This window comes from Celeribacter naphthalenivorans (assembly GCF_020524585.1).
Classification (GTDB): Bacteria; Pseudomonadota; Alphaproteobacteria; order Rhodobacterales; family Rhodobacteraceae; genus Celeribacter; species Celeribacter naphthalenivorans.
In genome coordinates this window covers 59,142-86,032 of the sequence record NZ_JAIVLK010000010.1, presented here as the reverse complement: position 1 = coordinate 86,032, position 26,891 = coordinate 59,142, and the positions used below count along the sequence as shown (strand labels likewise).

At 62.5% G+C, this 26,891-nt stretch carries 29 protein-coding genes; 22 read left to right on the top strand and 7 right to left on the bottom strand.

Annotated elements, in window-relative coordinates; translation table 11 throughout:
* Positions 1-137 precede the first annotated feature (137 nt).
* The 4 genes from LC094_RS18805 to LC094_RS18790 are packed head-to-tail and all read left to right on the top strand — an operon-like array spanning position 138 to position 3,770.
* A complete protein-coding gene (locus LC094_RS18805; RefSeq protein WP_226554335.1) occupies positions 138-620 on the top strand; it encodes a MarR family winged helix-turn-helix transcriptional regulator in 483 nt (160 codons plus the stop codon).
* Positions 617-2,680, top strand: coding sequence for an FUSC family protein (locus LC094_RS18800; RefSeq protein ID WP_226554334.1), 2,064 nt, complete (start codon positions 617-619; stop codon positions 2,678-2,680). The genes LC094_RS18805 and LC094_RS18800 overlap by 4 nt, the downstream gene beginning before the upstream one ends.
* Positions 2,677-2,886, top strand: coding sequence for a DUF1656 domain-containing protein (locus LC094_RS18795; RefSeq protein WP_226554333.1), 210 nt, complete (start codon positions 2,677-2,679; stop codon positions 2,884-2,886). The genes LC094_RS18800 and LC094_RS18795 overlap by 4 nt, the downstream gene beginning before the upstream one ends.
* Complete coding sequence (locus LC094_RS18790; protein ID WP_226554332.1) at positions 2,883-3,770, top strand: efflux RND transporter periplasmic adaptor subunit; 888 nt, start codon at positions 2,883-2,885, stop codon at positions 3,768-3,770. Before LC094_RS18795 ends, LC094_RS18790 begins: the two co-directional genes overlap by 4 nt.
* Positions 3,771-3,858: 88 nt before the next feature.
* Here the strand turns inward: LC094_RS18790 and LC094_RS18785 are convergent, their stop codons facing one another.
* The 5 genes from LC094_RS18785 to LC094_RS18765 all read right to left on the bottom strand — a co-directional run bounded on the left by LC094_RS18785 (position 3,859) and on the right by LC094_RS18765 (position 8,442).
* Entirely contained in the window at positions 3,859-4,623 is a 765-nt protein-coding gene (locus LC094_RS18785; RefSeq protein WP_226554331.1) for an SDR family NAD(P)-dependent oxidoreductase, read from the bottom strand.
* A gap of 69 nt (positions 4,624-4,692) precedes the next feature.
* Positions 4,693-6,240 carry an FAD-binding oxidoreductase gene (locus LC094_RS18780; RefSeq protein ID WP_226554330.1) on the bottom strand — a complete coding sequence of 516 codons (1,548 nt, stop codon included), beginning with the start codon at positions 6,238-6,240 and terminating at the stop codon, positions 4,693-4,695.
* 12 nt (positions 6,241-6,252) lie between these two features.
* On the bottom strand, positions 6,253-6,747 hold the full coding sequence (locus tag LC094_RS18775) for a hypothetical protein (protein ID WP_226554329.1): 495 nt from the start codon (positions 6,745-6,747) through the stop codon (positions 6,253-6,255).
* Positions 6,747-7,136: a c-type cytochrome gene (locus tag LC094_RS18770; protein ID WP_226554328.1), complete on the bottom strand. Its 390-nt coding sequence runs from the start codon at positions 7,134-7,136 to the stop codon at positions 6,747-6,749. The genes LC094_RS18775 and LC094_RS18770 overlap by 1 nt, the downstream gene beginning before the upstream one ends.
* 16 nt (positions 7,137-7,152) lie before the next feature.
* Positions 7,153-8,442 (bottom strand): cytochrome c, encoded by a 1,290-nt coding sequence (locus LC094_RS18765; RefSeq protein WP_226554327.1) that lies wholly within the window; start codon positions 8,440-8,442, stop codon positions 7,153-7,155.
* A gap of 286 nt (positions 8,443-8,728) precedes the next feature.
* Between LC094_RS18765 and LC094_RS18760 the strand changes: the two genes are divergently transcribed.
* Positions 8,729-9,697, top strand: coding sequence for a helix-turn-helix domain-containing protein (locus tag LC094_RS18760; protein ID WP_226554326.1), 969 nt, complete (start codon positions 8,729-8,731; stop codon positions 9,695-9,697).
* On the opposite strand, the gene murB is transcribed toward LC094_RS18760, so the two are convergent.
* Together murB and LC094_RS18750 are read right to left on the bottom strand one after the other, a co-directional pair.
* Positions 9,694-10,686: a UDP-N-acetylmuramate dehydrogenase gene (murB, locus tag LC094_RS18755; RefSeq protein WP_226554325.1), complete on the bottom strand. Its 993-nt coding sequence runs from the start codon at positions 10,684-10,686 to the stop codon at positions 9,694-9,696. The genes LC094_RS18760 and murB overlap by 4 nt on opposite strands.
* Positions 10,687-10,692: 6 nt before the next feature.
* Positions 10,693-11,430, bottom strand: a complete 738-nt coding sequence (locus tag LC094_RS18750) for a helix-turn-helix transcriptional regulator (RefSeq protein ID WP_226554324.1) — start codon at positions 11,428-11,430, stop codon at positions 10,693-10,695.
* A gap of 117 nt (positions 11,431-11,547) precedes the next feature.
* Between LC094_RS18750 and LC094_RS18745 the strand changes: the two genes are divergently transcribed.
* The 17 genes from LC094_RS18745 to LC094_RS18665 all read left to right on the top strand — a co-directional run bounded on the left by LC094_RS18745 (position 11,548) and on the right by LC094_RS18665 (position 26,889).
* The gene (locus tag LC094_RS18745; RefSeq protein WP_226554323.1) at positions 11,548-12,150 is read left to right on the top strand and encodes a superoxide dismutase; all 603 of its coding nucleotides are present in this window, start codon (positions 11,548-11,550) and stop codon (positions 12,148-12,150) included.
* Positions 12,151-12,236: 86 nt separating this feature from the next.
* On the top strand, positions 12,237-12,575 hold the full coding sequence (gene fdxA, locus LC094_RS18740) for a ferredoxin FdxA (protein ID WP_226554322.1): 339 nt from the start codon (positions 12,237-12,239) through the stop codon (positions 12,573-12,575).
* Positions 12,572-13,099, top strand: a complete 528-nt coding sequence (locus LC094_RS18735; protein WP_226554321.1) for a flavin reductase family protein — start codon at positions 12,572-12,574, stop codon at positions 13,097-13,099. Before fdxA ends, LC094_RS18735 begins: the two co-directional genes overlap by 4 nt.
* A gap of 268 nt (positions 13,100-13,367) precedes the next feature.
* The gene (locus LC094_RS18730) at positions 13,368-14,417 is read left to right on the top strand and encodes a polyamine ABC transporter substrate-binding protein (protein ID WP_226554320.1); all 1,050 of its coding nucleotides are present in this window, start codon (positions 13,368-13,370) and stop codon (positions 14,415-14,417) included.
* A 7-nt stretch (positions 14,418-14,424) separates the two neighbouring features.
* Positions 14,425-15,279, top strand: a complete 855-nt coding sequence (locus LC094_RS18725; RefSeq protein WP_226554319.1) for an ABC transporter permease — start codon at positions 14,425-14,427, stop codon at positions 15,277-15,279.
* On the top strand, positions 15,279-16,049 hold the full coding sequence (locus LC094_RS18720) for an ABC transporter permease (protein WP_226554318.1): 771 nt from the start codon (positions 15,279-15,281) through the stop codon (positions 16,047-16,049). Before LC094_RS18725 ends, LC094_RS18720 begins: the two co-directional genes overlap by 1 nt.
* A complete protein-coding gene (locus tag LC094_RS21730; RefSeq protein WP_404815048.1) occupies positions 16,046-17,071 on the top strand; it encodes an ABC transporter ATP-binding protein in 1,026 nt (341 codons plus the stop codon). Before LC094_RS18720 ends, LC094_RS21730 begins: the two co-directional genes overlap by 4 nt.
* Positions 17,068-17,796 (top strand): MBL fold metallo-hydrolase, encoded by a 729-nt coding sequence (locus LC094_RS18710; RefSeq protein WP_226554317.1) that lies wholly within the window; start codon positions 17,068-17,070, stop codon positions 17,794-17,796. The genes LC094_RS21730 and LC094_RS18710 overlap by 4 nt, the downstream gene beginning before the upstream one ends.
* On the top strand, positions 17,796-19,217 hold the full coding sequence (locus LC094_RS18705) for an aldehyde dehydrogenase family protein (RefSeq protein WP_226554316.1): 1,422 nt from the start codon (positions 17,796-17,798) through the stop codon (positions 19,215-19,217). Before LC094_RS18710 ends, LC094_RS18705 begins: the two co-directional genes overlap by 1 nt.
* Positions 19,214-20,020, top strand: a complete 807-nt coding sequence (locus LC094_RS18700; protein WP_226554315.1) for a nitrilase-related carbon-nitrogen hydrolase — start codon at positions 19,214-19,216, stop codon at positions 20,018-20,020. The genes LC094_RS18705 and LC094_RS18700 overlap by 4 nt, the downstream gene beginning before the upstream one ends.
* Positions 19,990-20,907 carry a LysR family transcriptional regulator gene (locus LC094_RS18695; RefSeq protein WP_226554314.1) on the top strand — a complete coding sequence of 306 codons (918 nt, stop codon included), beginning with the start codon at positions 19,990-19,992 and terminating at the stop codon, positions 20,905-20,907. The genes LC094_RS18700 and LC094_RS18695 overlap by 31 nt, the downstream gene beginning before the upstream one ends.
* A 132-nt stretch (positions 20,908-21,039) precedes the next feature.
* Positions 21,040-21,996 carry an agmatinase gene (speB, locus tag LC094_RS18690; RefSeq protein WP_226554313.1) on the top strand — a complete coding sequence of 319 codons (957 nt, stop codon included), beginning with the start codon at positions 21,040-21,042 and terminating at the stop codon, positions 21,994-21,996.
* Between the two features lie 32 nt (positions 21,997-22,028).
* Entirely contained in the window at positions 22,029-23,093 is a 1,065-nt protein-coding gene (locus tag LC094_RS18685; RefSeq protein ID WP_226554312.1) for an ABC transporter substrate-binding protein, read from the top strand.
* A gap of 92 nt (positions 23,094-23,185) precedes the next feature.
* Complete coding sequence (locus LC094_RS18680) at positions 23,186-24,223, top strand: ABC transporter ATP-binding protein (protein ID WP_226554311.1); 1,038 nt, start codon at positions 23,186-23,188, stop codon at positions 24,221-24,223.
* Positions 24,220-25,074: an ABC transporter permease gene (locus LC094_RS18675; RefSeq protein ID WP_226554310.1), complete on the top strand. Its 855-nt coding sequence runs from the start codon at positions 24,220-24,222 to the stop codon at positions 25,072-25,074. The genes LC094_RS18680 and LC094_RS18675 overlap by 4 nt, the downstream gene beginning before the upstream one ends.
* Positions 25,071-25,871 (top strand): ABC transporter permease, encoded by an 801-nt coding sequence (locus tag LC094_RS18670; RefSeq protein ID WP_226554309.1) that lies wholly within the window; start codon positions 25,071-25,073, stop codon positions 25,869-25,871. The genes LC094_RS18675 and LC094_RS18670 overlap by 4 nt, the downstream gene beginning before the upstream one ends.
* Positions 25,864-26,889 (top strand): alcohol dehydrogenase catalytic domain-containing protein, encoded by a 1,026-nt coding sequence (locus LC094_RS18665; protein ID WP_226554308.1) that lies wholly within the window; start codon positions 25,864-25,866, stop codon positions 26,887-26,889. Before LC094_RS18670 ends, LC094_RS18665 begins: the two co-directional genes overlap by 8 nt.
* Positions 26,890-26,891: the final 2 nt, after the last annotated feature.

The window sequence follows — 26,891 nt, the reverse complement described above, 5'->3', positions numbered from 1 at the left end:
ACCATCTAAATATGCGCGGGCCTTGTCTTCGTATATTTAGATGATACATCATCAAATGATAAATCACCAATAATCGACGACTCGTGCCGCAATGGTTTCGGGGCCGTCGGATGTCGCACAAGACACAGGAGATTAGGATGATGATCCAAGGCGTCCCCCCGAAAGGGGTAGACCCGAGCGAAGAGCTTGGCCGTCTTATCCCCGCCGTGGGGCAGGTTTGGCGGCGCATTCTTGGGCAACGTCTGGCCAAGGAGGGGCTGTCGGACGCGACCGCGCTGCCGATCCTTGTGCTTTGGCGCGAACGCAGCGCGTCGATGCGGCAAAACGAATTGGCGCAGCTGCTGGGGCTTGAGACCTCCGGCGTGGTGCGCCTGCTCGATTCTCTGGAGACGCGCGGGCTGCTGCGGCGCGTCGAGGACCCGTCGGACCGGCGCGCCAAACTTCTCGAACTGACGGACGACGGCCTCGCCCTCGGCGCCCGTGCCGACCGCATCGCCCGCGAACTCCGGCAGGAACTTTTGGCCGAGGTGGCGCCCGAAGAGTTGTCCCAGACGCTCAAACTTCTGAGCAAAGTCTCCGCCGTGCTCGATAGCCTCGAAGACAGGTCGAAATCCAAATGATGGTCCCTGGCGGCATTCGGATGGAGCATGTGCTCTTTTCGCTCAAGACCTTCGGGGCGGGCATTCTGGCCTATTGGATCGCCCTGCAATGCGGTCTGCCCAATCCCTATTGGGCGATCGGCACGGTCTATATCGTCGCCACGCCGCTGTCAGGTGGCACCACCTCGCGCGCCGTCTACCGTTTGGCGGGCACCGTTTTGGGTGCGGTGATGATCGTCGTTCTGGTGCCCAATCTGGTGTTCTCGCCGCTGCTCTTGAGCCTCGGGATCGCGTTTTGGTGCGGGCTGTGTCTGTTCGTCAGCATGCTCGACCGCTCGCCGCGCAGCTATGTCTTCATGCTGGCGGGCTATACGGTGGCGCTCAGTGGCTTCACGCTGGTGCAGGTGCCGGGCACGAGTTTCGATGTGGCCGTGGCGCGGGTCGAGGAGATCGCCATAGGCATCCTCTGTGCCTCGGTGATCTCGCGGGTGGTCTTTCCGCAACAGGCCGGACCAGTGCTGGCGCATCGGGTCGAAGGTTGGTTGGACAACGCCCGCAAGCTCACGCGTGATGTGCTGACCGGCGAGGCCGACAACGCCGTGCTGCGCGAAGAGCGCCACAAATTGGCCGCCGATGCGGTGGCGCTGCGCGGCTTTACCGATCAGGTCGATCACGAAGGTGCCGCGGGGCGCGTCATGGCCGACCGCATGGCCGCGCTGCAACAGCGGATGATCGCGGTGCTGCCCCTGCTCTCCGAGATCGAGGACCTTCTGGCGGCTCTGGGCCGCGATGCTCCGACCTCTGTAGATCGCAGCTCGATCTTGGAGCGGGTGGTGCATTGGCTGACGCCGGGTGCTTTTGATCTCTCCGCCGCCAAGGCGGAAACCGACGCGCTTTTGGCAGACATCGATCAGGACAGGGCACATCTCGAAGAGCGTGCGCGCGATTGGGATGTCCTGTTGGCGCTGCGTCTGACCGGGCGGCTCAAGGACCTGGTCGAGGTCTGGGCGGATTGCGAAGTGCTGCGCTCCGATCTCTCCTCCGGCGAAGCCCACACGCTGCGCCGCACGCTCGCCACCCGGCACCGGCAGGGGCGGGAGCTGCACATCGACTACGGCATCGCGCTGCGCTCAGCGCTTTCGGTGGTCATCGTCACGCTGGTGGGCTGTGGCATCTGGATCTGGTCCGGCTGGTCCTACGGCGCGGGCATTGCGCAGATCGGCACCATCCTGTGCTGCGTTCTCGCAGCGATGGACAATGCGACGCCCGTGCTGCGTAAGGTTGTGACCCTGATGCTCATCGCCTTGGGTGCCGCTTTTTTCTACAAATTCGCCATCATGCCGATGGTCGGAAGTTTCTATGCGCTGGCCGCTGCCCTGGGGCTCGTGCTGATCCCCGCCGGTGTGCTTTTGGCCGTGCCTGCCACTTGGCTCATGGGCTTTCAGATCAGCGTCAACCTGATCTACATGCTGACGTTGGACAACCAGGTGAGCACGAATTTCAACGCTTTCGCCAATGCCAGCCTCGCGACCTTCGGCGGTGTGGCTTTGGCGATGATCACACTGGCGACGGTGCGTGCGGTCAGCACCGAATGGAGTGCCGCGCGGCTGTTGCACTCCGGCTGGCGGGCGGTGGCCGATGTGGCCTCCGGTACGCGCCGGGTCGATCCTGAGCTGATCGCCGGGCGGATGACCGACCGGCTGGGTCTGATCGCGCCGCGTTTGGCGCTTTTGCCAGCGGGCTCGGAGGTGCAGGAAAACGACATCCTGCGCGATCTGCGCGTCGGTCTCACGGTGCTCGAACTGCAGCGCATCCGGCGCGAAATGCCACGCCGGGATGACAAACTTCTGGACGATCTGCTCGATCAGATCGCCACGCACTATCAACAGGGCACCGCAGGGCTTGCCAAGCGCAAGGAGGCGGTGGCCGAGGCCCTCGACCGCTGTCTGAACGAGGTGCTTTTCGAGGCGGGGCCTGCGTCCTCACGTCTGCGCGACGCGCTTGTCGGTCTGCGCAGCGGTGCCTGTCCGGGGCTGGCCCCACCCACATTCACGCGTCCCGCACGGAGTCTGATCGCATGAAACCGGATATCGACCTTTTCGGCGTCTTCATCCCGACGCTGCTGATTGCAGCACTCGGCTGTTACCTCGTCTACCGGCTGCTGCACGCCTGGCTGGCGCGCATCGGGCTTTACCGACACGTTTGGCACCCTGCGCTGTTCGATGTCGCCCTTTATTTCACGGTTCTCGGAACCGTCATGCTGTGTCTGGAGCAAACCATATCATGATGTCGAAACTTAAACTCAAGGCCGGGGGATTTGCCCTGACCGCTGCCGTGCTTGCCTGTGCTTTGGTGCTTGGGCATCATCTCTGGGATTACTATGTCAACGCGCCCTGGACCCGCGACGGCAAGGTCACCGCGGATGTGGTGCGCGTCGCGCCCGAGGTTTCCGGGCCGATCCAGACCGTCTATGTCACCGACAACCAACTGGTGCAGGCGGGCGATGTGCTGTTCGAGATTTCGGAGGAGCGGTTTCAATTGGCGCTCAAGGCGGCGCAGGCCGATCTCGACACCGCGCACGAAACCATGACCTTCAAACAATCGCAGGCCACGCGCCATGCGACCCTGCGCGAGAAGGGCTCGACCAGTCAGGAAAACGCCGAGCAAGCCGCCCAGGAAGCCGCCGCCGCCAAAGCCGCCTATCGCAGCGCGCAGGTGGCGCTGGATGTCGCCAAGCTGAACCTCGAACGCACCACGGTGCGCGCGCCGGTGACGGGCTATGTCACCAACCTGCATCTGCGTCAGGGCGATTATGCCATGGCGGGCACGGCGACGGTGGCGCTTTTGGATGCCGACAGCTTTCGGGTGACCGGCTATTTTCGCGAAACCCAACTGGCGCGGATCGAGGTGGGCGATCCCGTCCGCATCGGCCTGATGGGCACGCGCAACGACCTGTCGGGGCATATCGAAAGCTTTGGCCGAGGCATCGCCGACAGCAACACCGCCTCCAACGCGCAGGGCCTGCCCTCGGTGGAACCGGTGTTCACCTGGGTGCGTCTGGCGCAGCGTATTCCGGTGCGCATCGGCATTGATGAGGTGCCTGACGGCATGGCGCTTGCGGCGGGGATGACGGCCAGCGTTACTGTCGAGGACAGCGCGTCCGGGGCGTAGATTTTGAGTAAGACACGCTTTGTTCATATAGAACGCCAGAGCGGATCAAACCGCTCTGGCGTTTTTCACGTTTCCAACGCGTGACGCTTCAGTGCGCGGTCTGGCCCCCATCGGCGACAAACACCGTGCCATTGACGAAAGACGCGCCCGGCGAGGCGAGGAAGAGTACCGCCGCTGCGATCTCTTCGGGCTGAGCTGCGCGTTTCATCGGGCTGTTGGCCATCAACGCGCCGGAGATCTCCGGGTCAGCCAGCCAACGTTTGGTCATCGGCGTCTCGATGAGACCCGGCGCCACGGCGTTGATGCGGATGTTTTGCGTCGCATAGTCCAAAGCCGCCGCCTTGGTCAGACCCGCCACGCCATGTTTCGCCGCCGCATAGGGCGCCATGTCGGGGTCGGCGACCACGCCAGCCACAGACGAGGTGTTGACGATCGCGCCGCCGCCTGCGCGCAGCATGGCCTGGATTTCGTATTTCATCGACAGGAATACGCCGCGCAAATCGACGGAGATGATGCGGTCGAATTCCTCGTCGCTGACCTCGGCCAAGGGTTTCGTCGCAGGCAGGATGCCCGCGTTGTTGAAGGCGACGTCCAACCGCCCAAAGCGGCTTTCGGCCTCGGCCACAAGTGCCTCGACCTGCGCCGCCTCGGCGACGTTGGTTTTGACGAATACGGCCTCGGCGCCGAGATCGCGACAGGCCTGTGCGGTCTCTTCTGCCGCATCGGCCATATCGCCGATCACAAGCCGCGCGCCGCGTTTGGCGAAGGCCAGCGCCGTGGCGCGCCCGATGCCGGTCGCGGCCCCGGTGATCAGAACCACTTTGCCGTCATAATCGAGAATTGCGTCGCTCATTTTCAGTCTCCTTAAAATCTAAAAGGCGGAGGCACCGTGCCTCCGCCCATGTTCAATCAACGTGTATGATCAAATGGTAATGCCGGATTTTCCCGGGGCAAGAATGCCGTTCGGGTCCAGCGCCCGTTTGATCCTTCGGTTCAGATCGCGCTGTCCCGGACCATAGGTCTCCGCCACCTCGTTCATGAACGAGGTCGAGGTGCGGTAAATCCCGTAGCCCGCGCCATGCAGCGCGTCGATCAGCGCGAGGTAACAGCGCCGCGCACGGTCCATTTCCTCGGCGTTGTTGCGGTCATAGAGAATGTCGGTGAGCTGTTCGGCGTGGCGTCCGCCGAACAGGAAGCCGCCGATATAGTCGAAACCATAGTCGTCCAGCACACCGTGCATCAGGTTCATTTGCTTGAGCGCCTCGGAGCCTTCGCAGCGCACCACAGGCGCCAGCCAGGACGAGCCACCGCCGCCTTTGTAGTTGTAGATCGTGAACTCGGTCAGGGTCGGTTCGTTGGTCATATTGAGGTTCCAGTGATGGAACGGTGTGGCTTCGATCGCCGGGTCGCGTTCCGTCAGGAATTCGCCACCGGTGGAGGCAAAGGCCTCGCGTGCGATCTTCAGGTTGACCTCGATCTGTTCCTCGGTGCCGTAGAGCGTCGAGATGTGGCCCCAGATGCCGAGCCCCATGTCGTTACAGATCTCCCGCACCCGGTCGCGCGGGATGGCGCCGGGGCCGGTGTAGATCTCGTCGCGGCGATAGGTCTGGGCGATGTGATACATCGTGTGGCCCAAAACGCCGTTCTCGATCACCTTGTTGAGGTTCAGGTGGCGCACGGCGTCGACGCCTGCGGCCATGCCGTCGTCATCGTTCCAACCGCACAGGAACCCGAGGCTCATCGGCGGTTTCGGCATCAGCCAGATGCCGATCTTGGTCACGACGCCAAAGTTCGATTGGCTGAAAATCCCGTCCACCCAGGGCCCGTAGCCCCAGCGATAGACGTTCCATTCGCGGCTGTTCACGACGCCACCCATGCCGGTGCGCACCAAAGAGCCATCGGCCAGAACCACTTCGAGACCACAGAAGTTCTCGAAATGCTGACCGTAGCGGTTGTAGCCCACACCACGATCCAGCGTGTTGCCCATCGGCCCGGCAACCGGCCCGGAGGAGGGGAAGGAAATCCACAGCGGGATGTTGTTGGTCTCAAGGAATTGCTTGAGCTGCATATAGGTCACGCCCGGTTCCACCAAAGCGTAGCCCAGCGTCTCATCCACCTCGATGATCCGGTTCATGCGTTTCAAATCGAGCACCACCTGACCGGGGGTCGCGGGGGCGGCATCGCCATAACCGAGGTTCTTGCCGGTCGAAATCATCCAAAGCGGGATGCCGTAAGCATCGGCGATTTTGACGACGGCCTGCACCTCTTCGACAGACGCAGGCGCAACGGCACCGGCCGGGCGGTGACGCGCGTCGGGTTCGGGCAGCATGACTTTCGAGTAGGGCGCAAGGCTCTCGACATCGGCGTGCACATTGTCTTCGCCAACAATCGCGCGCCATTCGCGAAGCGCGGCGGCAAAGTCGCTGTGGGACACGCCCGGGGGCAGGAAAGTCATATCTTCAGTGGCCATGGGGGGTCTCCCTCAGAGATCGGCAATCAGGGTGGAAAAGGCGCTGGGGGCGTCGGTCCACGTCATTTCGGAATGGGGCTGGTTCAGGGTCTCGGCGAGAAGCTTTGAGAGGTCTTGCGCCTGCCAGCCTGCGGTGGTCGCGGTCAGCGGCATCTGGTGACGGCTGCGCTGGATCACGCGGGCTTTCGGGGCATGATCGCCAAGGGCGAGATCGAAAAGCACAAGATCGGCCTCGCGCCCGATCAGCATCACGCGCTGGCCTTTGAGAGCCGCAAGACGCGCGGGATCGGTCAGGAAGGCGCCGGTGTCGCTTTCCGTGACGACACATCCGGCATCCTGAAGCGTATGCGTCAGCGTGTTGCTTTGCGGCAGGGAGAGGATCACCCGAAGCGGCGGGCGAGACAAGGCCGGATTGGCCAGGGCCGAAGAGAGGGGCAGCGCCGAGAGCGACAGCCCCGCAAAACCCGAGGCCATGAACCCCCGGCGTGAGAGTGTGGTGGTGGACATCAATGTTCCTCCACATGGTGGACGGTGCCCGGCGCCTTGCCCGGTTTTTCGCCCGGCTCGACCCGCAAGGAGGCGATATAGGCGGCCACCTGACGCAGCTCGTCGTCAGAAATTTCGCTCTCACGGAAGGCGGGCATGGCATTCAGTCCATGCCGCGTGACATGGCGCAGGGTCTCAAATTCCAGCTTTTGCAGCCGCAAATCCGGGCCGACGCCGGTGCCGTGGCATTGAAAACAGGTGTTCTGCGCCAGACGCGCGCCGGTGCGGTCGCCTTGCATTTCGGCGGCGGCCGGATCGACGGTCATCTCCTGCGCAACTGTGGCCGACCCGAAGGTCAAGAGCCCAAGGGCAAGGGCGCAGACGCGCAGCGGGGTTTTGGAAAATCGCATGGCTCTCTCCGCGGTCTCAGTGAAGGGTCTCACGCGCCGCCGCGACCTGTTCGGGCGTGGCAGTGGCGCTTTCGGTGTCGTTCATCGCGTTGCGCACATAGTTGGCGATGTCGGCGATGGAGGTGTCGTCCAGCAGGAAGGCCGGCATCGCGATGCGCCCGTCCTTGTCCGACAGGCCGGTCAGCACCGGCGCGATCACATTGTCGGCGGAGGCGCCCACGGCGTGATGCCCGGCAATGGCGGGCGCGAAATCGGGCACGCCTTCGCCGTTCAGGCGGTGACAGGCGGAACAGTTGACGCGGTAGGCCACGCGCCCGCGCTCGATCGAGGCGCTGGCGTCGGCATGATCGAGCGCCGCACCTGTAGCGTGCCGGATCGGCTCCAACTGATGGAGGTAGGCGGCCATGGCGCGCAGGTCGCTTTCGGTCAGATGCGAGGTGCCCTCGGCGACCACGTCATACATCGGGCCGAAGGGGCCGCCATGCACGCCGTCTTTGCCGGACAGATAGGTGTAGAGATCGTCTTCCGACCATTTGCCCAGACCGGTTTCCGCATCCGGCGTCAGGTTCGGAGCCCAGAATCCGTCGATCTGCGCGCCCGCCAACATCATGCTGGCCTTTTGGGCACCAAAGGCGTTGCGCGGGGTGTGGCATTCGGAACAATGCGCCGGACCCTGCACCAGATAGGCACCGCGGTTCACTTCGTCGCTCAGCGCGGGGTCGGCTTCGAATTCACTGTTGTCGAAGAACAGCTTGCGCCAACCGCTCAGCAAAAGCCGCTGGTTGAACGGGAAATCCAGCTCCAGATCGGGCGCCTCTTGGGTCACCGGCGGGATCGACATCATATAGGCGTAAAGCGCGTCGATGTCGGCGTCCGACATCTTGGTGTAAGACGTAAAGGTCATCGTCGGGTAGAGATTGCCGGGATGCGCCGTCACGCCTTCGCGCACGGCGCTGGCAAACTCATCGCGGCTCCAACCGCCGATGCCGGTCTCCGGGTCGGGGGTGATGTTGGGGCTGGCCATCTTGCCAAAGGGCGTGTTGATCACCAAGCCGCCCGCATAAGGAATGCCGTCCGGCGCGGTGTGGCACGGCGCACAATCGGCGGCGCGGGCGACATATGCGCCACGCGCGATCTCATCGTCGAGATGCTGCCCCAAAGCGGGTATCGGCGTCTCGGCAACTTGGCGTTTGACCGGGCTGAACATATACCCTGCGACTGCGATCCCGGCGACGGCGAGGACGGCGACGCCTGTGATCAGCTTGCGGCGGAGCGGCGAGGGGGAGGAGGGCGTAGGTGAGGACATGGCGTTTGCTTGGGTCTCCGTACCGGCGGCCTCGCGAACGATGGATGTTCCCGACTCCCGGCTGCACAAATTGCGACATTTTGAGGCAGATATAAAACGACGCAGGCGGGTGGTCTTGTCGCAGAGGGACCAAAGTTATGGCTCTGAGGGACGTGGTTCGCTAAGGCCGAGAGAGCCTCTGTGAGGGCCGTCAAAGCTACTCCGCATTGATGCAGGCGCTATGGGCGCGTATGAAAGGAAGAGGCGCGGTCTGCGCCACCGGATTTCTGGATCACGAGGCCACCCCATGCGTCCCAAAGCGCACGCGTCTCATATTTCGACCTGTGACACCGGCGGTTTGCAGCCGGATCAACAGGTGACGCTTTGGCAAAACTACACGCAGGCCAATGTGTTTCGGGTGCGGTTTCACACCGTGAATGTCGAAACCCTGCACGGCACCCAGCGCAATTTCGAAACCGGATCGATCCATTTCTCCGACATGCGCGTGACGCCGCATGTGGTGGAGCGCAGCGAACAGGACCTGATCGACGATCCTTGCGATATGGTCCTGTTGATCATGGTGCTCGAAGGCGAGGCGACCTATGGGCAGGGGGGCGTGTGGATGACGGCGCAGGCGGGGGAAATCCTCGCGCTGCGCTCGGATCGGGCGTTTCAGGGCATCTACACGCGCGCGGTGCGGCAGATGGTGATGACCCTGCCGACCTGCGAATTTACCGCGTTGTGCGGGCGCGAGATCACCGGGCTTGAGCGGGCGACACAGGCGCAGCTCGGCAAAAAAAACGTCTCTTGGCTGTCTGAACAGGCGCTTGCGTCTTTGAGCGACACTGCCCGCAAACCCAATCAGGTGCTCAAGGGGCTGGAATTGGTCGCGGCGCTGTTTGGGCCTTCGGAGGGCACATCTTTTCCGGGTCAGGATCGGCGGATGCGGCCACATTTTCTGGCGGCTCAGGCCTGGATCGCCGATCACCTTTCCGATCCCGCGCTTACACCCGGACAGATCGCCGAGGCGCTGAACATCTCGCTCAGACATCTCAACCGGGTCTTCGCGCGCGAAGGCGTTACGGTGCGCCAGATGATCGGCCAAAGGCGTCTCTCCATGGCGCTGCACCTGTTGCAGGACCCGAGTTACGCGTCGCAAAGTATCGGTCAGATCAGCTATAAATGCGGGTTTTCGGACCAGTCCCTGTTCAGCCGTCAGTTCCGGCGCCACTTCGGTCAAAGTCCTAAAGCGGCGCGCGAGGCCGCGAGGCTTTAGCCGCTCCCAAGCGTGATCGGTTCGGGCACCAAAGTGACGCCAAACTTGGCGCGCACCCGGCGGATCACCTGATTGGCCAGCGCCTGAACCTCTGGCAATGTCGCCTGCCCATGGTTCACGATCACCAGAGCATGCCCCTCATGCACCGCCGCATCGCCGATCCGCAGACCTTTGAGCCCGGCGTGATCGATCAGCCAGCCCGCAGAGAGCTTCACGCCGCCGTCGGTCGGATGTCCGGGCATCTCGGGCAGGGTGCGCCATGTTTCTTCCGTGACAACAGGGTTGTGAAAGAACGATCCGACATTGCCGAGCACCCGCCAATCCGGCAGCTTGGTCGCACGTTGCGCGAGAACCGCCTGCATCACCGTCTCGGGCCTCTGCGGCTGGGGCAGGTCGCGAAGCCCCGCATAGCTCAGAATCGGGGTCCAAGGACGGGAAAGGCGCAGGGTCACCTCAGAGACGATGTAACGCCCCGGATGGTCCTTAAAGACGCTGTGACGATAGGCAAACCGACAGTCGGCCTTGGTCAGCGTCACCATCCTCTTCTCTTTGCGATCATAGGCGGTTAGGTGCGCGAAGACATCGGACAGTTCCACGCCATAGGCGCCGATATTCTGGATCGGCGCGGCGCCGACCGTGCCGGGAATGCCCGCGAGATTTTCCAATCCGCCGAGGCCAGCCCCCGTGATCTGCGCCACCAGAGAGGGCCAATCTTCGCCCGCTTGCGCCGTGATCTTGATGTGATCTTCTGCGCTGTCGTCGACGCACCAGCCCTCGATCGCCATCACCGCCACCACCGCGCGCAGACGTTCCGGCAAGAGGCAATTGCTCCCCCCGCCCAGCACATAAAGCGGCAGGTCGAGACGTTCAGAAAGCTGAGCAATCTCGGCAATCTCTTCGACACGCGTCACCTCCGCGCCATAGCGGGCACGAGACGAAAAGCCGAAGCTGTTGCGGGGAGAAAGGTCGAAATAATCCGTGAGTCGCATGAGGGGTTATCCGAGCGCCTCTGCAGGTTGAACTTCGGAAATCACATAGGTGCAGCGCCGCCCTCCGCTCAGAATATGTTCGGCGCGTTCGATCTGGACGCCCGGGCCCAAAATGGCGCGAAAGACCTCCATCTCGGCACGGCAAAATCCCTGACAGATGCTCGCGGCGGCGCAGATCGGGCAATGGTTTTCGACCAGATAGAGCGTGCCATCGCCGGGGTCCTCGACCGTGGCCATATAGCCGTCGTCCTTGCGCAGCTGCGCAAGTTTGTGGACGCGGGCGGGCAAGTCGCTGCAACCGGTCATCGCGGCGCGATATTGCGCCTCCGTTCCGGCCTCACGCGCGGCGATGATCTTGTCCAGCGCCTCGTCGCCAAGCACGGCGGAGATGTTGTTCAAAATCTCGACGGTGAGCGCGGCATGGGTGTCGGGAAAGCGCGTTTGCGCCTTTTCCGACAGATGCCAATAGATGGCCGGGCGCCCGCGCCCGGCGGCGCGGCGCTCTTCGGTGACCAGACCGTCGTCCATGAGTTTGGCAAGCTGTTGGCGCGCGGCCTCGCCGGTGATCTGCAACTGTTTGCCGACCTGCGCGGAGGTCATCGCGCCATGCATTTTGAGGGTCATCAGGATGCGCTCCGAGGGCGCGCGAGGCGACCATGCGGACTGATCCGAGGCGCGCGTCGCCGCGCGGTTTTCAGGGTCATCACCATCTTGGCGATATTTTTCCAAGTCATCACTTGACATATTGCCCTCAATGTTTTTCAAAGTGCGTACTTGTTTTAATAACGTGACGGCCGCGATGACGCAAGCCCTGCTGAGGTCGACTTGCCAAGAACCGCCCCGCCTTGAAAGGAGACGCACATGACCTTTGAACTTCCCTCCCTGAGCTACGCACACGCTGCTTTGGCCCAGCGTGGCATGAGCCAGGAAACGCTTGAGCTGCACCACGACAAACACCACCAGGCCTATGTCACCGCGCTTAATGGCTTTGTCGACGCCAATGCCGACCTGCAAGGCAAGAGCCTTGAGGAGATCATCGCGCTGACCTATGGCGACGACGCCCGTGCGCCGATTTTCAATAACGCGGGCCAGCATTGGAACCACATCCACTTCTGGAACGCTCTGTCCCCGACCGGCGGCGGCATCCCGGGCAAGCTTGAGACCAAAATCACCGAAGCCTTCGGCACGGTCGACGAGTTCAAAGCCGCCTTCAAAGCCGCCGCTGTCGGTCAGTTCGGCTCCGGTTGGGCATGGTTGATCCAAAAAGCGGACGGCACGCTCGCCGTGACCAAAACGCCCAACGGTGTGAACCCGCTGGCGACCGGCGAAGGTACGGCTCTCTTGGGTCTCGATGTCTGGGAGCACAGCTACTACGTTGATTTCCGCAACCGTCGCCCGGATTACGTCACCAATTTCCTCGATACTCTGGCGAACTACGAATTCGCTGAGTCCAATCTGGCCTGATCGCACACCCCCCCGTGCGACAGACCTGTCCCGTCCGCACCCCCTGCGGGCGGGACGTTTTTGCCCTCTGAAGTCGAAGCCCCCCAATGACCTATGTCGTGTTAGAAAACTGCATCGCCTGCAAACACATGGACTGCGTCGAAGTCTGTCCCGTCGATTGTTTTTACGAAGGCGAGAACATGTTGGTGATCCACCCGGACGAATGCATCGACTGCGGTGTCTGCGAACCCGAATGCCCCGCCGATGCGATCCGCCCGGACACCGAGCCGGATGCCGAACAATGGGTCGAGATGAACCGCAAATATGCCGAGATCTGGCCAGTGATCACCCAGATCGGCACGCCCCCCGCCAACGCCAGTGAGATGGACGGGGTGCCGAATAAATTCGAGACGCTGTTCTCACCCAAGCCGGGGAGCGGATCATGACTGTGGTGCAACATCTGGAGCTGGACCCGCGCTTTGAGAGCGGGATCGAGATGCAGGATTTCCGCGATGCCATGGCGTCTCTGGCCGCAACCGCGTGTTTGGTGACGGCGGGCGAGGGCGAGATGCGGCTTGGGCGCACGGTGACGGCGGCGATGTCGCTCACGGGGGCGCCGCCCGCGATCCTTGTGTCGATTGATGCCACATCAGAACTTGCTGCCTTGATCCGAAAGCGTGCGGGATTTTCCTTTGCCATGCTGGCCGAGGGGCAACGCGACATCGCCGATGCCTTTGCCGGGAAACGCCCGCCGGAGCAGCGGTTTGAACAGGGAATTTGGGACAGTTGGCCCTCAGGTCATCCGCGTCTGACACAGGCCGTGGCCACGATGGAGTGCGCCGTGATCGGCGAGATCGACTTGGGCAGTCACATCCTCTTTGCGGGCGGCCTGTCAGGCATTGCGCTTGACCGCGCGGCGCGACCGCTTGTCTGGCACGACCGGCGCTATAATGCGGTTCAGCCGCTGTGATCCATCGTGACGCTCGGCAGAGCTGCCGGGCGGAGTGCATAGAACCTGTCGCGAAGGCCGGATGAGCCGCTGAAAAAAGCGGCGTGGCGTCTCCTAACTTCGATTTTCATCAAACCAAACATCTTAATCGCGATATTTATCGGATGAAATCTCCAACGCATGCTGCGCCGGACTTCAGAAGAAAGCCGAGGGCGAACAGCGTTGCAATCTCCCCTTGGCCCTTCCCATACGGCGACCCAACAAGCCGACATGCCAACAGGAGATGACAATGACTTTCAAACACAGCTGCGCGCTCATAGCCCTCATGGCCGGTCTCGCCCCGGCCGCCTATGCCGAAGACCTCAATGCCCTGATCTGGTGCGACCACGCCGATCCCGAACTTCTCGAACCCTTCGAGACCGCCCATGACGTGCGGGTGAATGTGAAGGAATACGAAGGTACCGCAGCCGGTCTGACGCTTTTGGAACAATCGCGCCCCGGCGACTGGGATGTCATGGTGATCGACGCGGTCGATGTCGGGCGCGCGGTGGAGCGTGGCCTTTTGGCGCCGCTGCCCGAGGGCACCGCCCCGACCAGCGATTATTTCCCCGAAGTGCGGCTCGACGATCACGTCACGATTGACGGCACCACCTATGCTGCCGTCGAGAAATTCGGCTACAACACGGTCGCCTACAATAAATCCGCTGTGGACCCGGCGGATATGACCAGCCTCGCAGCGCTTTGGTCCGGCAAATACGATGGGCGCATCGCGATCTATGACTATTACCTGCCGGTATTGGGCCTTGTCGGTCTGAACGCAGGTGTCGCCACGGCGGACCTCGATGCCTCGGCGGTCGAGAGCCTGCGCGATCCGCTGATGCAATTGAAAGCCGCTTCGAAACAGGTCTCCGATGTGGTCGGCAGCCAGACCGCTCTGGCGACCGGCGAGGTCGATGTGCTGATCGGTGGCGGCGAATGGCTGACCGCCGTGCTCAATGCCGAGAACCCCGATCTCGACTGGACCATCCCGGAAGAAGGCGGCCTGCTTTGGGCGCAATCTTTGGCCATCGTCGAAGGCACCGAAAAGCCGGAGCTGGCGGCGGAGTTCATCAAATACGTCACCTCTCCCGAAGGTCAGGCGCGGCTTGCGACCTCGTCCTGTTACTGGGGCATGCCGGCAAACAAAGCCGCCGGTGACGTGCTGACTGAGGCGCAAAAAGATATCCTGCGCTGGGACGATCAGGCAGACTACCTGACCCGCGCCCAGCTCTACCCGGTGCCGGATGCCGACACCGATGCGGGGATGCAGGATCTCTGGACCGATATGCTTCAGAACTGAGCCGGACATGAGCATCGAAGCCCAGGAAAAACGGCAGGGGGTGGCACTCGTCACCCCCGCGCTCCTTTGGACCCTCGTCTTTTTCGCCGTGCCTTTCGGGGCGATGGCGCTCATGAGCCTTGCGCATTTGGAAGGCCGCGAGATCGTGCAGGGGCATGACCTCGGAAATTACCTTCGGATTTTCACCGATCCCTCCTTGCGCCGTGGCATCTTTGTCTCGCTGGAAATCACCGCGACCGTGACGGTGATCTCCGTGCTTCTGGCTTGGCCCTTGGCGTGGATCATCGCCACCCGCGTGCCCGTGCGCTGGCGGCGCATGGTGCTCTTGCTGGCGGTCTTGCCGTTTTGGACCTCCTATGTGGTGCGGTCTTATTCCTGGGCTTTGGTTTTGGGCGAAAAGGGCGTGGTGATGAATGCGCTGGTGGGGCTGGGCCTCTTGGCGGAACCCGTTCAGATCATGGCGACCCGCGCCGCCACCGTCACGGGATTTGTGCATTTTTTCGTCATGCTTTTGACGCTGACGATCTATTCCAACCTCATTCAACTCTCGCCCAACTACGCCCGCGCGGCGCAGGATTTGGGCGCCTCGCAATGGCAAGTGATCCGCCTCGTGATCCTTCCGCTCACTTTGCCGGGGGTGATGACGGGCGCGTTCCTGACCTTTGTTCTGTGCATCGGCGACTACATCACGCCGCAAATCCTTGGCGGCAATAACGAGCTGACCCTGCCGCAGCTCATCATGTTGCAGCTTGGGCGGCGCGGTGATTATCCGATGGCCTCGGCGCTGTCGATTGTGCTCATGGCAATCGTGACGCTGGCCTATGCGGCCTCTGCACGTTGGCTGAAAATGGAGCGTGTGTGATGCGGTATCTCTCTTGGGTCTACCTTCTGGCGCTCTTCACCTTTATCCTTTTGCCGGTCGTCACCCTCGTGGTGTTTTCCTTTCAGGATGGTCGCCTGCCGGTGCCGCCGTTCAAGGGCGTCACCTTTGAATGGTATGCCAAAGTGCTCTCGGATCGCGCCATGATGGAGGCGCTGCTCAACTCTCTGATCGTCGCTCTGATGTCCTCGCTCTGCGCGCTTACTCTCGGATTTCTCGCCGCATCGGGTCTCGCCCGCGTCATCTTGCCCGGTTCAGCCCTCATGCGCGGGGCCCTCATTGCGCCGATGACGGTGAGCTACCTGATCATCGCGCTGGGTCTGTTGCAGATGTTCAACCAGATCGGTCTGCGCCCTTCGCTTTTGGCGACCGGGATCGGCCATGTGGTGATCAACCTGCCGCTTTGCTTCGCGATCATCTATGCGGCCATCGGTGAGCATCAGAAAAGCGCGCTCAAAGCCGCGCGGGATTTGGGCGCGCGCGAGTGGCAGGTGCTCTGGCTGGTCGCCGCTCCCATGCTCATGCCCTCGCTGGCGGCGGCATTTTTCCTCGCCTTCACCTTCTCTTGGGACGAGTTCATCATTGCCTTCCTGCTGACCCGCTTCGACGTCACCTTGCCCGTTGAGATCTGGTCCATGCTACGTTCGGGTCTGTCGCCCGAGACCAACGCGGTCGGCTCTCTCGTCTTCCTCGTGTCCATCGCCATCGTCGTGGTGCTGGAACTCACCCTGTTTCGAAAGGGATCGAAATGACCGCCGATGTTCATATCAACGCCGTCGAGCACCGGTTCAACAGTTTCACCGCGCTGCATCGGGTCGATCTTGAGATTGCAGCGGGCGAATTTATCGTTCTGCTTGGCCCGTCGGGCTGTGGCAAGACCACGCTTTTGTCCATCATCGGCGGGTTTTACACGCCCTCTGAGGGGCAGGTTCTGATCGGCGGCAAGGACATGACTCATGTCGGCCCAAAAGACCGCCCGACCACGACCATGTTCCAAGACTACGCTCTGTTTCCGCATATGACCCTGCGCGACAACGTGGCCTTTGGGTTGCGGATGTGCGGCATGTCCAAGGCGGCGCGGAGTGAAAAAGCCATGGAGATGCTCGACATGGTGGGGCTCGCGGAAAAGGCCGGGCGCAAACCGCACGAGCTCTCGGGCGGGCAGAGGCAACGTGTCGCACTCGCGCGTGCGCTGGCGGTGGAGCCGGATGTGCTTTTGCTCGACGAACCTCTGGGCGCGCTCGATCTCAAGCTGCGCCGCCAGATGCAGGACGAATTGAAAGCCATCCAGCGCCGTGTCGGCACCACTTTTGTGCATGTCACCCACGATCAGGAAGAGGCCATGGCCATCGCCGACCGCATCGTGGTGATGAACCACGGGCGTATCGAACATTGCGGCACGCCCGAAGAGGTGTACCTCACGCCCAAAACACTGTTCTCCGCCAATTTCATGGGCGAGATGAACCGCATTCCGGTGAGCGGGGCGGGGGCCTCGCCGCTTGGTCCATTGGATGTTCCGGCGGGGGAGGGCCTTCTCTGTCTGCGGCCCGAAAACATCGGTCTTGAGGGGCAATTCAGCCTTGGAGCCGCGCGCCTCACTGAGGCGTCATTCTTCGGCGCGCATCACCGCTGTCACTTCACGCCGGTGAACGCCCCCGATCTGACGCTGGTTGCACATCTGCCGCAGGGCGCGCATCCGCAGATCGGCGCGGAGGTCGAGCTGTTCGGCCGCAATCCGGTGATCCTGCCGCACGCCACGCCGGAGGCCGCATGACCCGTATTCTACCCAAGAACTGGTATCGCCAACGCGCCGCAGGCGATGGCATCACCTGGATCGACGAGCCTTACATTCAGGAATTCTACCGCTGTAACATCTGGCATGTGCGGGGCCGTGATCGCGACCTGATGGTCGACAGCGGCATGGGGGTGGTGTCCCTGCGCGAATGGGTGCCGCTCGTGAGCGAACGCCCTCTCGATGCCGTGGCAAGCCACACGCATTTCGATCACATCGGATGCCACCACGAATTCCCCTGTCGCCTCTGTCACAGTGCCGAGGCCGAGATCCTCGCCGATCCGACACGCGCCAACACGCTGGCCGATCCCTATGTCACCGACGAGATTTTCGACGCCCTGCCGGATGTGCCCTACAGCTCGACGACTTATGCCGTGAAAGCCGCCCCCGCGACGCGCATTCTCGAAGACGGCGACATGATCGATCTGGGCGACCGGACCTTCGAAGTGATCCACACGTCCGGCCATAGCCCCGGCGGCATCGCGCTTTGGGAGGCGGCCACGGGCGTCTTGATTTCCGGCGATCTCGTCTATGATGGGCCGCTCATTGAAGACACCTACCATGCCGATGCGGAGGCCTACATCCGCTCGATGCAGCGCCTTGCGCGTCTGCCGGTGCGCGTGGTGCATGGCGGTCATTTTCCGTCGTTCTCCGGCGCGCGTCTCACCGACATCATCACCACCTGGTTGAAAGAAAAGGGCCTCTGATGGACCACAAGACCTTCTACATCGACGGCGCTTTCGTTGCGCCGCTCACCGCGCGCGACTTGGACGTCGAGAACCCCGCCACCGAAGACATCGTCACCCAGATCAGCCTCGGCACCGCCGCCGATGTCGATCGTGCGGTGGCCGCTGCCAAATCTGCCTTCCCGGGCTGGGCCGCGACGCCGCTCTCGGAACGACGTGCCTGTGTGGAACGCCTCTTGGAGATTTACAAAGCCCGCTATGAGGAGATGGCGCAGGCGATCACCACCGAGATGGGCGCGCCGATTTCCATGTCGCGCGCGCAACAGGCGGACACCGGCGTCGGTCATGTCGAGGGCTTTCTCGAAGCACTCGAGACGATGGAATGGGAATGGCAATTGCCCAATGGGGACACGCTGATGCGTGAACCGATTGGGGTTGTCGGCCTGATCACGCCGTGGAACTGGCCGATGAACCAGATCGCCTTGAAAGTGATCCCGGCGCTTTTGACCGGCTGCACCTGTGTGCTCAAACCTTCCGAGATCGCGCCTTTGTCGGCCATGCTCTACGCCGAGATGATCCATGAGGCGGGGTTTCCACCGGGGGTGTTCAACCTCGTGAACGGGGACGGGCCGGAGGTCGGCTCTGCGCTCTCGCGTCATCCAGATATTGCTATGATGTCCTTCACCGGCTCCACCCGCGCAGGCGCCGCCGTGACCCGCGATGCCGCCGAAAGCGTGAAACGCGTGACGCTGGAGCTGGGCGGCAAGAGCCCCAATCTGGTCTTCGCCGATTGCGATCTGGAAACGCAGGTTGCGGCCTCTGTGGCGGAGTGCATGAACAACACCGGCCAAAGCTGTGACGCGCCGACGCGGCTCATCGTTGAGGCCTCGGTTTACGACAAGGTCGTCGCGCTGGCCCAGGCGGCGGCGGAGGCCACGGTGGTGGGCGATCCGACCGAGGAAGGCGATCACATCGGCCCTCTGGTGTCCGCGCTGCAATGGGACCGGGTGCAGAGCCTCATTCAAGCGGGCATCGACGAGGGCGCGCGCCTGATCGCGGGCGGCACCGGCAAGCCAGAGGGCCTCAATCGCGGTCACTACGCCCGCCCGACGGTCTTCGCCGATGTCACGCCCGACATGCGTCTGTGGCGCGAAGAGGTCTTTGGCCCGGTCTTGGTGATCACGCCGTTTGCGGACGAGGCAGAGGCCATCGCGCTTGGCAATGACACGCCTTATGGCTTGGCGGCCTATGTCCAGACCGGCGATCCGGCACGGGCGCGGCGTGTGGCCAAGGGGTTGCGCGCGGGCATGGTCCACCTCAACGGCGCGCCGCATAATTACGGCAGCCCCTTCGGCGGCTACGGCCAGTCTGGCAACGGTCGCGAAGGCGGGCTTTTGGGCCTCGAGGACTTCACCGAAGTGAAAGCGGTGCACGGGCTATGACCGCTTTGACCGTCGCCCTCTGGCAAGCGCCCTCTGTCGCAGGACATTGCGATCTGGCGTTCGATCAGATCGCAAGTGCCTCGGCTGCGGCAGGTCTTGCGGGGGCCGAGGTCATTGTCTTTCCCGAGCTGTTCCTGACCGGCTATGAACGTCCCGATCTGGCCGATCTGGCGCTTGAGCAAGAAACGCGGCGCACCCGTCTCGCCCCGCTCGCGCAGGCGGCGGGATGTGCGATCTGTGTCGGCTACCCGGAGCGGGCGGGCGACACGATTTACAACGCCGCGCTCTGTGTCTCGGCTTCGGGCGAGACTTTGGGTAACCATCGCAAAATTCAGCTCTACGGCCCGGAAGAGGCCAAACGGTTCACCCCCGGAGACCGCTATACGCTGTTTGATCTCGCCGGGCGCAAGGCCGCCATGTTGATCTGTTACGACGTTGAATTCGCACCGCATATTGCCGCGCTCAAACGCCAAGGTGTCGAGATCATTCTCACGCCCACGGCGGCGATGGACCCGTTTGATCATGTCGGCGCCCATGTCGTTCCCGCGATGGCCGCCAATCACGGGCTGAGCATTGTCTATGCCAATCTCTGTGGCACGGAGGCGCATCTGAGCTACTTCGGCGGTTCCGTCATTGTCGGCGCGGATGGCAAGATTTTGGCACAGGCCGGACGCGATCCGGCGATGCTTCTCGCCACCGTGCCTGCGTGCTATGATCCGTCGACGCTCTCCACGCAGGGGCGCGATTACAGGCCGATTGACACCGAGGTATCATGCAACTTTCCGGCGCAGACGTTCGATTGATGCGCGTGTTCGACGCGGTGGTGCGCCACCGGGGCTTTGCCGCGGCGCAGGCCGAGTTGAACGTCAGCCAATCGACGATTTCGACCCAGATCACCGCCTTCGAGGACCGCCTCGGCATGACGCTCTGTCGTCGCGGGCGGGCGGGGTTTCGTCTGACGCAAAAGGGCGAAGCGGTGCATGCCGCCGTGGTGCGTTTTCTCGCGGCCTCTGAGGAATTCGTCTCGGAAACCGCCGTGCTGCGCGGTGCGCTGTCGGGGACTTTGCGGATCGGTGTGGTCGATCACGTCGTCACGGACCCGAATTTTCGCCTGTCCGAGGCAATAGGCGCGCTGGAAAATCGCGCCACCTCGCTGCGCTTTGAATTGGCGCAATGCAGCCCGCAGGAGTTGCAGGCCCGCGTGCGTGACGGCTCTCTGCATCTCGGCATCGGCTCGTTCCCGCATAAGGTTGCAGGGCTCGATTACAAACCGCTCTACACCGAGACCAACTATCTCTACTGCGCTTCGAACCACTTGTTGTGGAAGGTGCCGGAAGAGGAAATGACGCCGGAATTCGTCACCACCATGCGCACCGTCGGGCGCAGCTATTGGCGCGATGATCACTGGAACAACCGCGATTTTCCGAATTCTCCGGCCATGGCGCAGGGGTTGGAGCAACAGCTGATCATGATTCTTTCGGGCGCCTATATCGGCTATCTGCCCGATCATTCCGTGACGACTTGGGTGCGTGAAGGTCGGCTCAAACCGGTGCTGAGCGACCGCTTTATCTACCGCTGTACCTTCGAGGCGATCACCCGTCCGGATGTCGATGCCTCGCCTCTGGCGCAGGAAATGCTCAAGGAGCTGTCGCGGATTTATGTCGACCCGCCGATGCCCGCCGGCGTATAGGGCGCGGGAACTGCCGAAAAAAGCGGCGCGACCTTTTGTAACTTCGACTTTTATCAAACTAAAAATCTTAATCGCGATATTTATCGGACGAACAGGCTGGCGCATTCTCCGCCCGACTTAAGGAGAAAGCCGATGAGCGAGCACCGATTCAATCAACCCCTCTCTGGCAACGAGATGCCCCGCACGGGCGGGCTGGCCTCGATGATGCGTCTGCCTGTGGCGCAAAGTGCCGAGGGGCTGGATGCCTGTTTTCTGGGGATTCCGATGGACATCGGCACCTCGAACCGCCCGGGCACGCGCCTTGGCCCGCGTCAAATCCGCGATGAAAGCCGGATGATCCGTCCCTACAACATGGCGACGGGGGCCGCGCCTTTCGAGCATCTGCAAGTGGCGGACATCGGCGACGTGCCGGTCAACCTCTATGACCTGAAGAAATCCGTCGAGATCATCGCCGAGCATTATCGCGGCGTGATGTCCCATGGTGCGATCCCCTTGACCTTGGGCGGCGATCACACGCTGACTTGGCCGATCCTGCGTGCTGTTGCGGAAAAACACGGGCCTGTCGCGCTCATTCACGTCGATGCGCATTCCGACACCAACGAAGATATGTTCGGCGAGAAAGAGGCGCATGGTTGCCCGTTCCGCCGGGCGTGGGAAGAGGGCTGTCTGCAGAACGATAAAGTGTTCCAGATCGGGCTGCGTGGCACGGGCTACAGCAAGGCTGATTTCGACTGGGGCCGCGAGCAGGGCTGGACTTGTATTCAGGCCGAGGAGTGTTGGCACAAATCTTTGACGCCGCTGATGGCCGAGATCCGCGAAAAGATCGGCGATGCGCCGGTCTACCTGTCCTATGACATCGACAGCCTCGACCCGGCCTTTGCGCCCGGCACCGGCACCGTCGAGGTGGGCGGTCTGACCACCATGCAAGGCCTCGAAATCATTCGCGGCACGGCGGGGTTGAACCTCGTGGGCTGTGATCTCGTCGAGGTCTCGCCGCCCTACGATCCGGCGGGCAACACCGCTGTGATCGCCGCCAATTTTCTGTTTGAAATGCTCTGCGCGCTGCCCGGCGTGCCGCAGGGTCGCTAATCCAAAGCCGGAACCACAGGGAGTTTCCAACCATGCAAAGACGTCAGTTTCTCAAAGCGAGCGCCGCCACCGTGGCCGCTCTGTCCGCCCCTTCGATCCTGCGCGCCGCCAACAGCCCGCTCAAGGTCGGCACCTACGGCGGCTATTTCCAGGAAAGCTTTGATCAATACATCTACCCGGAGTTCACCGCCGCCACCGGCATCGAGATCGAAAGCATCGCCGAGCCGACCGGCGAAGCCTGGCTTGTGCAACTGGCGCAGGCCGCGCGTGCCGGTCAGGCCCCGGCGGACGTGTCGATGATCGCGCAACTTGCGCGCATCAAAGGCGAGCGTTCGGGTCTCTGGGCGCCGCTCGATGAGGCGGCTCTGAGCAATCTCGGCAACCTGCCGGATCACTTCGTGCACCGCTATGAGGATGGCAAGGTCTACGGCACGGGGGCTGTGAGCTGGTACATCACTTTGGTGACCAACACCGATGTGTTTGCCGAGGCGCCGACATCTTGGACCGCGCTTTGGGATGCGGCAAATGCCGACAAACTGGGCCTCATGTCCATGGCGACCAACTCTTTCCTTTTGGAAATCACCGCGACGACCTATTTCGGCGGCACGGATATTCTCAAGACTGACGAGGGTGTGTTGCAGGTGATGGACAAACTCGCAGAGGTGAAATCCAACGTGCGCCTGTGGTATCGTGACGAAGGCCAGTTCCAGCAGGCGCTGGAAACCGGCGAGATTCCGATGGGGCAATATTACCACGATGTGACGGGCCTCGCCGCCTCGCAAGGCAAGCCGGTGCGCTCTTCGTTCCCGGACGAAGGTGCCGTTCTGGACAGCGGCTCCTGGGTGGTGTCGAAAGCCTCCAAGGCCCTTGAGCCTGCGCAGGAGTTCATCAACTACATGGCCCAGCCGGCGATTCAGGCCAAACTGTCGCGCTTCGTCGGCACTGCGCCGACCGTGTCGCGCGAGCTGACCGATCTCACCGACGAGGAATTCGCCGCCGTGTCGTCCGACAAGGCACCGATCCTGCCGCTCAACGAAATCTATGTGGACCGCGGCGATTGGATCAACCAGATGTGGTCCGAGAAAATCACCGGCTGATATGCCCGTGACGTTGTCCCACTAAACTTTCCCTGGCGCGTCGCGATGGCCCTCTTGCCGCGGCGCGCATTTTTGACGACAGGAGACCCGATATGACCGAATTGCGCATCGACAGCCTGAGCAAGGACTTCGGCACGTTCAGAGCGCTCGACTCCGTGTCGCTCGATATTCCCAACGGCAAATTCGTTTGCCTGCTTGGCCCCTCGGGCTGTGGCAAGACCACGCTTTTGCGCCTGATCGCCGGGCTCGAGACGCCCACCGACGGTCGCATCTACGTCGGCGGCGCCGATCAGACCGAGGTGCCGACGCATAAGCGCGGCATGGGCATGGTGTTCCAGTCTTTGGCACTGTTCCCGCATCTCGATGTCGCGGACAACATCGCCTATCCGCTGGCCATTCGCGGCGTCGACAAGGCGACAAGGCGGGCCCGCGCCGAGGAGCTTTTGGAGCTGGTGCAACTGCCCGGTCTGGGATCGCGCCGCATCCACCAATTGTCCGGCGGCCAGCGTCAGCGCGTTGCCATCGCGCGCGGCCTGTCGATCGATCCGCAGGTGTTTTTGCTCGACGAGCCGCTCTCCGCGCTCGACGCCAGCCTGCGCGAGCATATGCAGATCGAGCTGCGCCAGATTCAACAACGCCTCGGCGTGACCACCGTCGTCGTGACCCATGACCAGAAAGAAGCCCTGACCATGGCCGATCTGGTGATCGTCATGAAGGACGGCGTGATCCAACAGGCGGGCGCGCCGATGGAGCTTTATCACACGCCTGCCAACGCCTTTGTGGCCGGGTTCATCGGCACGACGAACCTGATGCCCTGCACCGTGGCCGATGGCGTGGTCTCCGTGCTTGGCCATGCCTTCCCGATCACCGAGGGCGACCGGATCGCCATCTCATCCGGCGAGGCGCAACTTTCGGTGCGCCCCGAACATGTGCTGCTCGGCGCGCCGGACGAGGGCCTGCCCGCAGAGATCAGTTTCCTGCGCGATTTGGGCGAGAGCCTGCATGTTCTGATGCGTGTCGGCGATCAGGAGATCACCGCGCATCTGCCCCCCGGTCATGGTCATGATCTGGCCACCGGTCAGACCGTCGGCATCCGCTTTCGCGATGGCGAAAAGGTGGTGGTGCAATGAGCGCGACATCTGTGCAAACCGCCACCCCGCGATGGCTCGGGCTATGGCCCGCCGCCATGCTGACGCTGTTTTTCCTCGTGCCTTTCGGCATCATGCTGGCCGTCTCCGTCGCCCATCGCGATGTGAGCGGCTTTTACGAATGGTCCTTCGAATGGGACAGCTACGCGCGGTTTCTCTCCGCGTTTTTCGGCAAGGTCATGGCGGTCTCGATCTCCGTCTCGCTCACGGCGGCGGCGATCTGTGTCGCGCTGGCCTTTCCCTTCACGGTCTTTCTCTCGAACATGGGGCATCGGGCGCAGACCCGCATTCTCGTGGTGCTTTTGTCGGCGCTGGCGCTCTCCGAGGTGATCATCGGCTTCTCGCTCTCGACGCTCCTGTCGCAGACGGCGGGCATCGGCAATCTGTTCCACTGGCTGGGCCTGATTGATGAACCGCGCGCCTACACGCCCTCGCTCTTCGCGCTGATCACCGGGCTGTGTTACATCGGCTTTCCCTTCGCCGTTTTGGTGCTCTACCCGCCGGTTTCGCGGCTCGATCCCGAGATCGTCGAAGCCGCCCGCGTCATGGGCGCCTCCGGACCGCGCGCGTTTTTCGGCGTGATTGTCCCGAACCTCCGGGGCGCCATCGTCGGCGCCTTCATCCTCGTCTTTGTCTTCACTTTGGGCTCTTATCTTTTGCCACAGCTTCTGGGCCGGTCCGAGCATTGGACCCTGTCCGTCCACATCACCGATCAGGCGGTTTATCAATCCAACTTGCCCTTTGGTGCGGCGATGTCGGTGTTTCTCATGCTGGTGGCGCTGGCGCTTGTGGGGCTGGCCTCTCTGGCCGGACGTGAAAGGGGGGCGGCATGACGCGCGCTTTGAAAACCACCTATGTGCTGGTGATCCTCGCCCTGCTTTTGGCGCCTCTGGTGATCGTGGCAGCGGTGTCTTTGAACGGCCCGCAGTCATTGCGCTTTCCGCCGGTCGATCCGTCGCTGCGCTGGTATGGCGAGCTGTTTCGACAAAGCGAATGGTTGGTGCCTTTGCGTCATTCGCTCGTGATCGCGGCCTGTGCGGCGGCGCTTGCGGTGGCGATTGCCCTGCCTCTGGCGCTTTACGTTTGGGAACGGCGCGGGATCGCGGCCAAGGCGCTCACCGGTATGGGGCTGGCGCCTTTCGCCTTGCCGCCGGTGATCTCTGCGCTTGGGTTCATGATTTTCTGGATGACGCTCGGCGGCTATGGCCGGATTTACGCCACCATCATCTCCCACGGCATCTTCCTCGTGACCCTACCTTTGGTCACCATCTCCTTGGGTCTCAAGGGCATCGACCGATCCCTCATCGAAGCCGCGCGGGTGATGGGCGCCGGGCGATGGGGCGTGTTTCGCACCGTCATCCTGCCGTTGCTGATCCCCTATATGGTCTCGGGATATGCCTTCGCCTTCGTGCTCAGTCTCAACGAATATATCATCGCCTATATGGTCGCGGGCTTCACCGTCGAAACCCTGCCGATCAAGATTTTCAACGCGCTCCGCTATGGCTATACGCCGATCCTTGCCGTGGTCTCCGTGATCTTTGCCGCCCTCTCGGCGCTGATCTTTGGCCTTATCGGTCGGTTCGGCAACCTGCCGCGACTTTTGGGCGCCGAAAGGAGCCAACATGACTGATCTTCCCACCACGATGAAGGCCGCGCTTTGCGATGCGCCCGGGGCGGCGTTGCGGATTGCCGAGGTGCCCGTGCCGGTGCCGGGGCCGGGGCAATATCTCGTCAAGCTCGAGGCCTGCGGCATTTGTCATTCGGACCTGCATGTGCAGCGCGGTGAGGAACCGATGCCGGAGGAGGCCTTTCCGCTCATCCTCGGTCACGAAGGAATCGGTCGGATCGTCGCGGGCGACGGTCCTTTGGCGGAAGGCACGCGGATCGGCTTGCCGTGGCTCTATGAGACCTGCCAACATTGCGATCCCTGTCTGACCGGGCATGAGACCTTCTGCCAATCGCAAAAGGCGCGCGGTCTCGACGCCTACGGCGCCTTCGCGGAATATGCGATTGTCGAGGCCGCCTTTGCCACCGAAATTCCGGACGAGATCGACCCGGTCACCGGCGGGCCTTTGCTCTGCGCCGGGCTGACCGCCTGGTCGGCGCTGGAGCGTTGCGAGGTGCAGGCCGGCAAGCGGCTTGTGATCGTCGGTGCCGGTGGGTTGGGGCAATATGCCATTGCCATCGGGCTGGCGCGCGGGCTTGAGGTGGCGGTGGTCGATCTCGATCCCGCCAAACGCGGCGAGGCGCTGCGCCATGGGGCCAGCCTGGCCGTGGCCCCCGATGAGATCGAGGCCCTGCGTGCTTGGGGCGGGGCCGACATCACGTTGAACTTTGCGCCGACGCCGAAGGTCTGGGACATTATCGCCGCCATCGTCAATCCGCTGAGCCAGATCGTTGCCGTCGCTCTGGTGCACGATCCCGTGCCGCTGTCGATGATGTGGCTGATCAATGGCGGGCATCGGGTGATGGGGTCCTCTGTCGGCACCCGCGCCGAATTGCGCGCCTTTCTCAACTTTGCCGCCAAACACATGCCGCCCGTCGAAATCGAGGCTCTGCCCTTCGAAGATGTCGGCGCGGGACTGGAACGTCTGGCGGCGGGCGATGTGATGGGTCGGCTCGTCTTGACGATGGGTGATCCGGCTTAAGA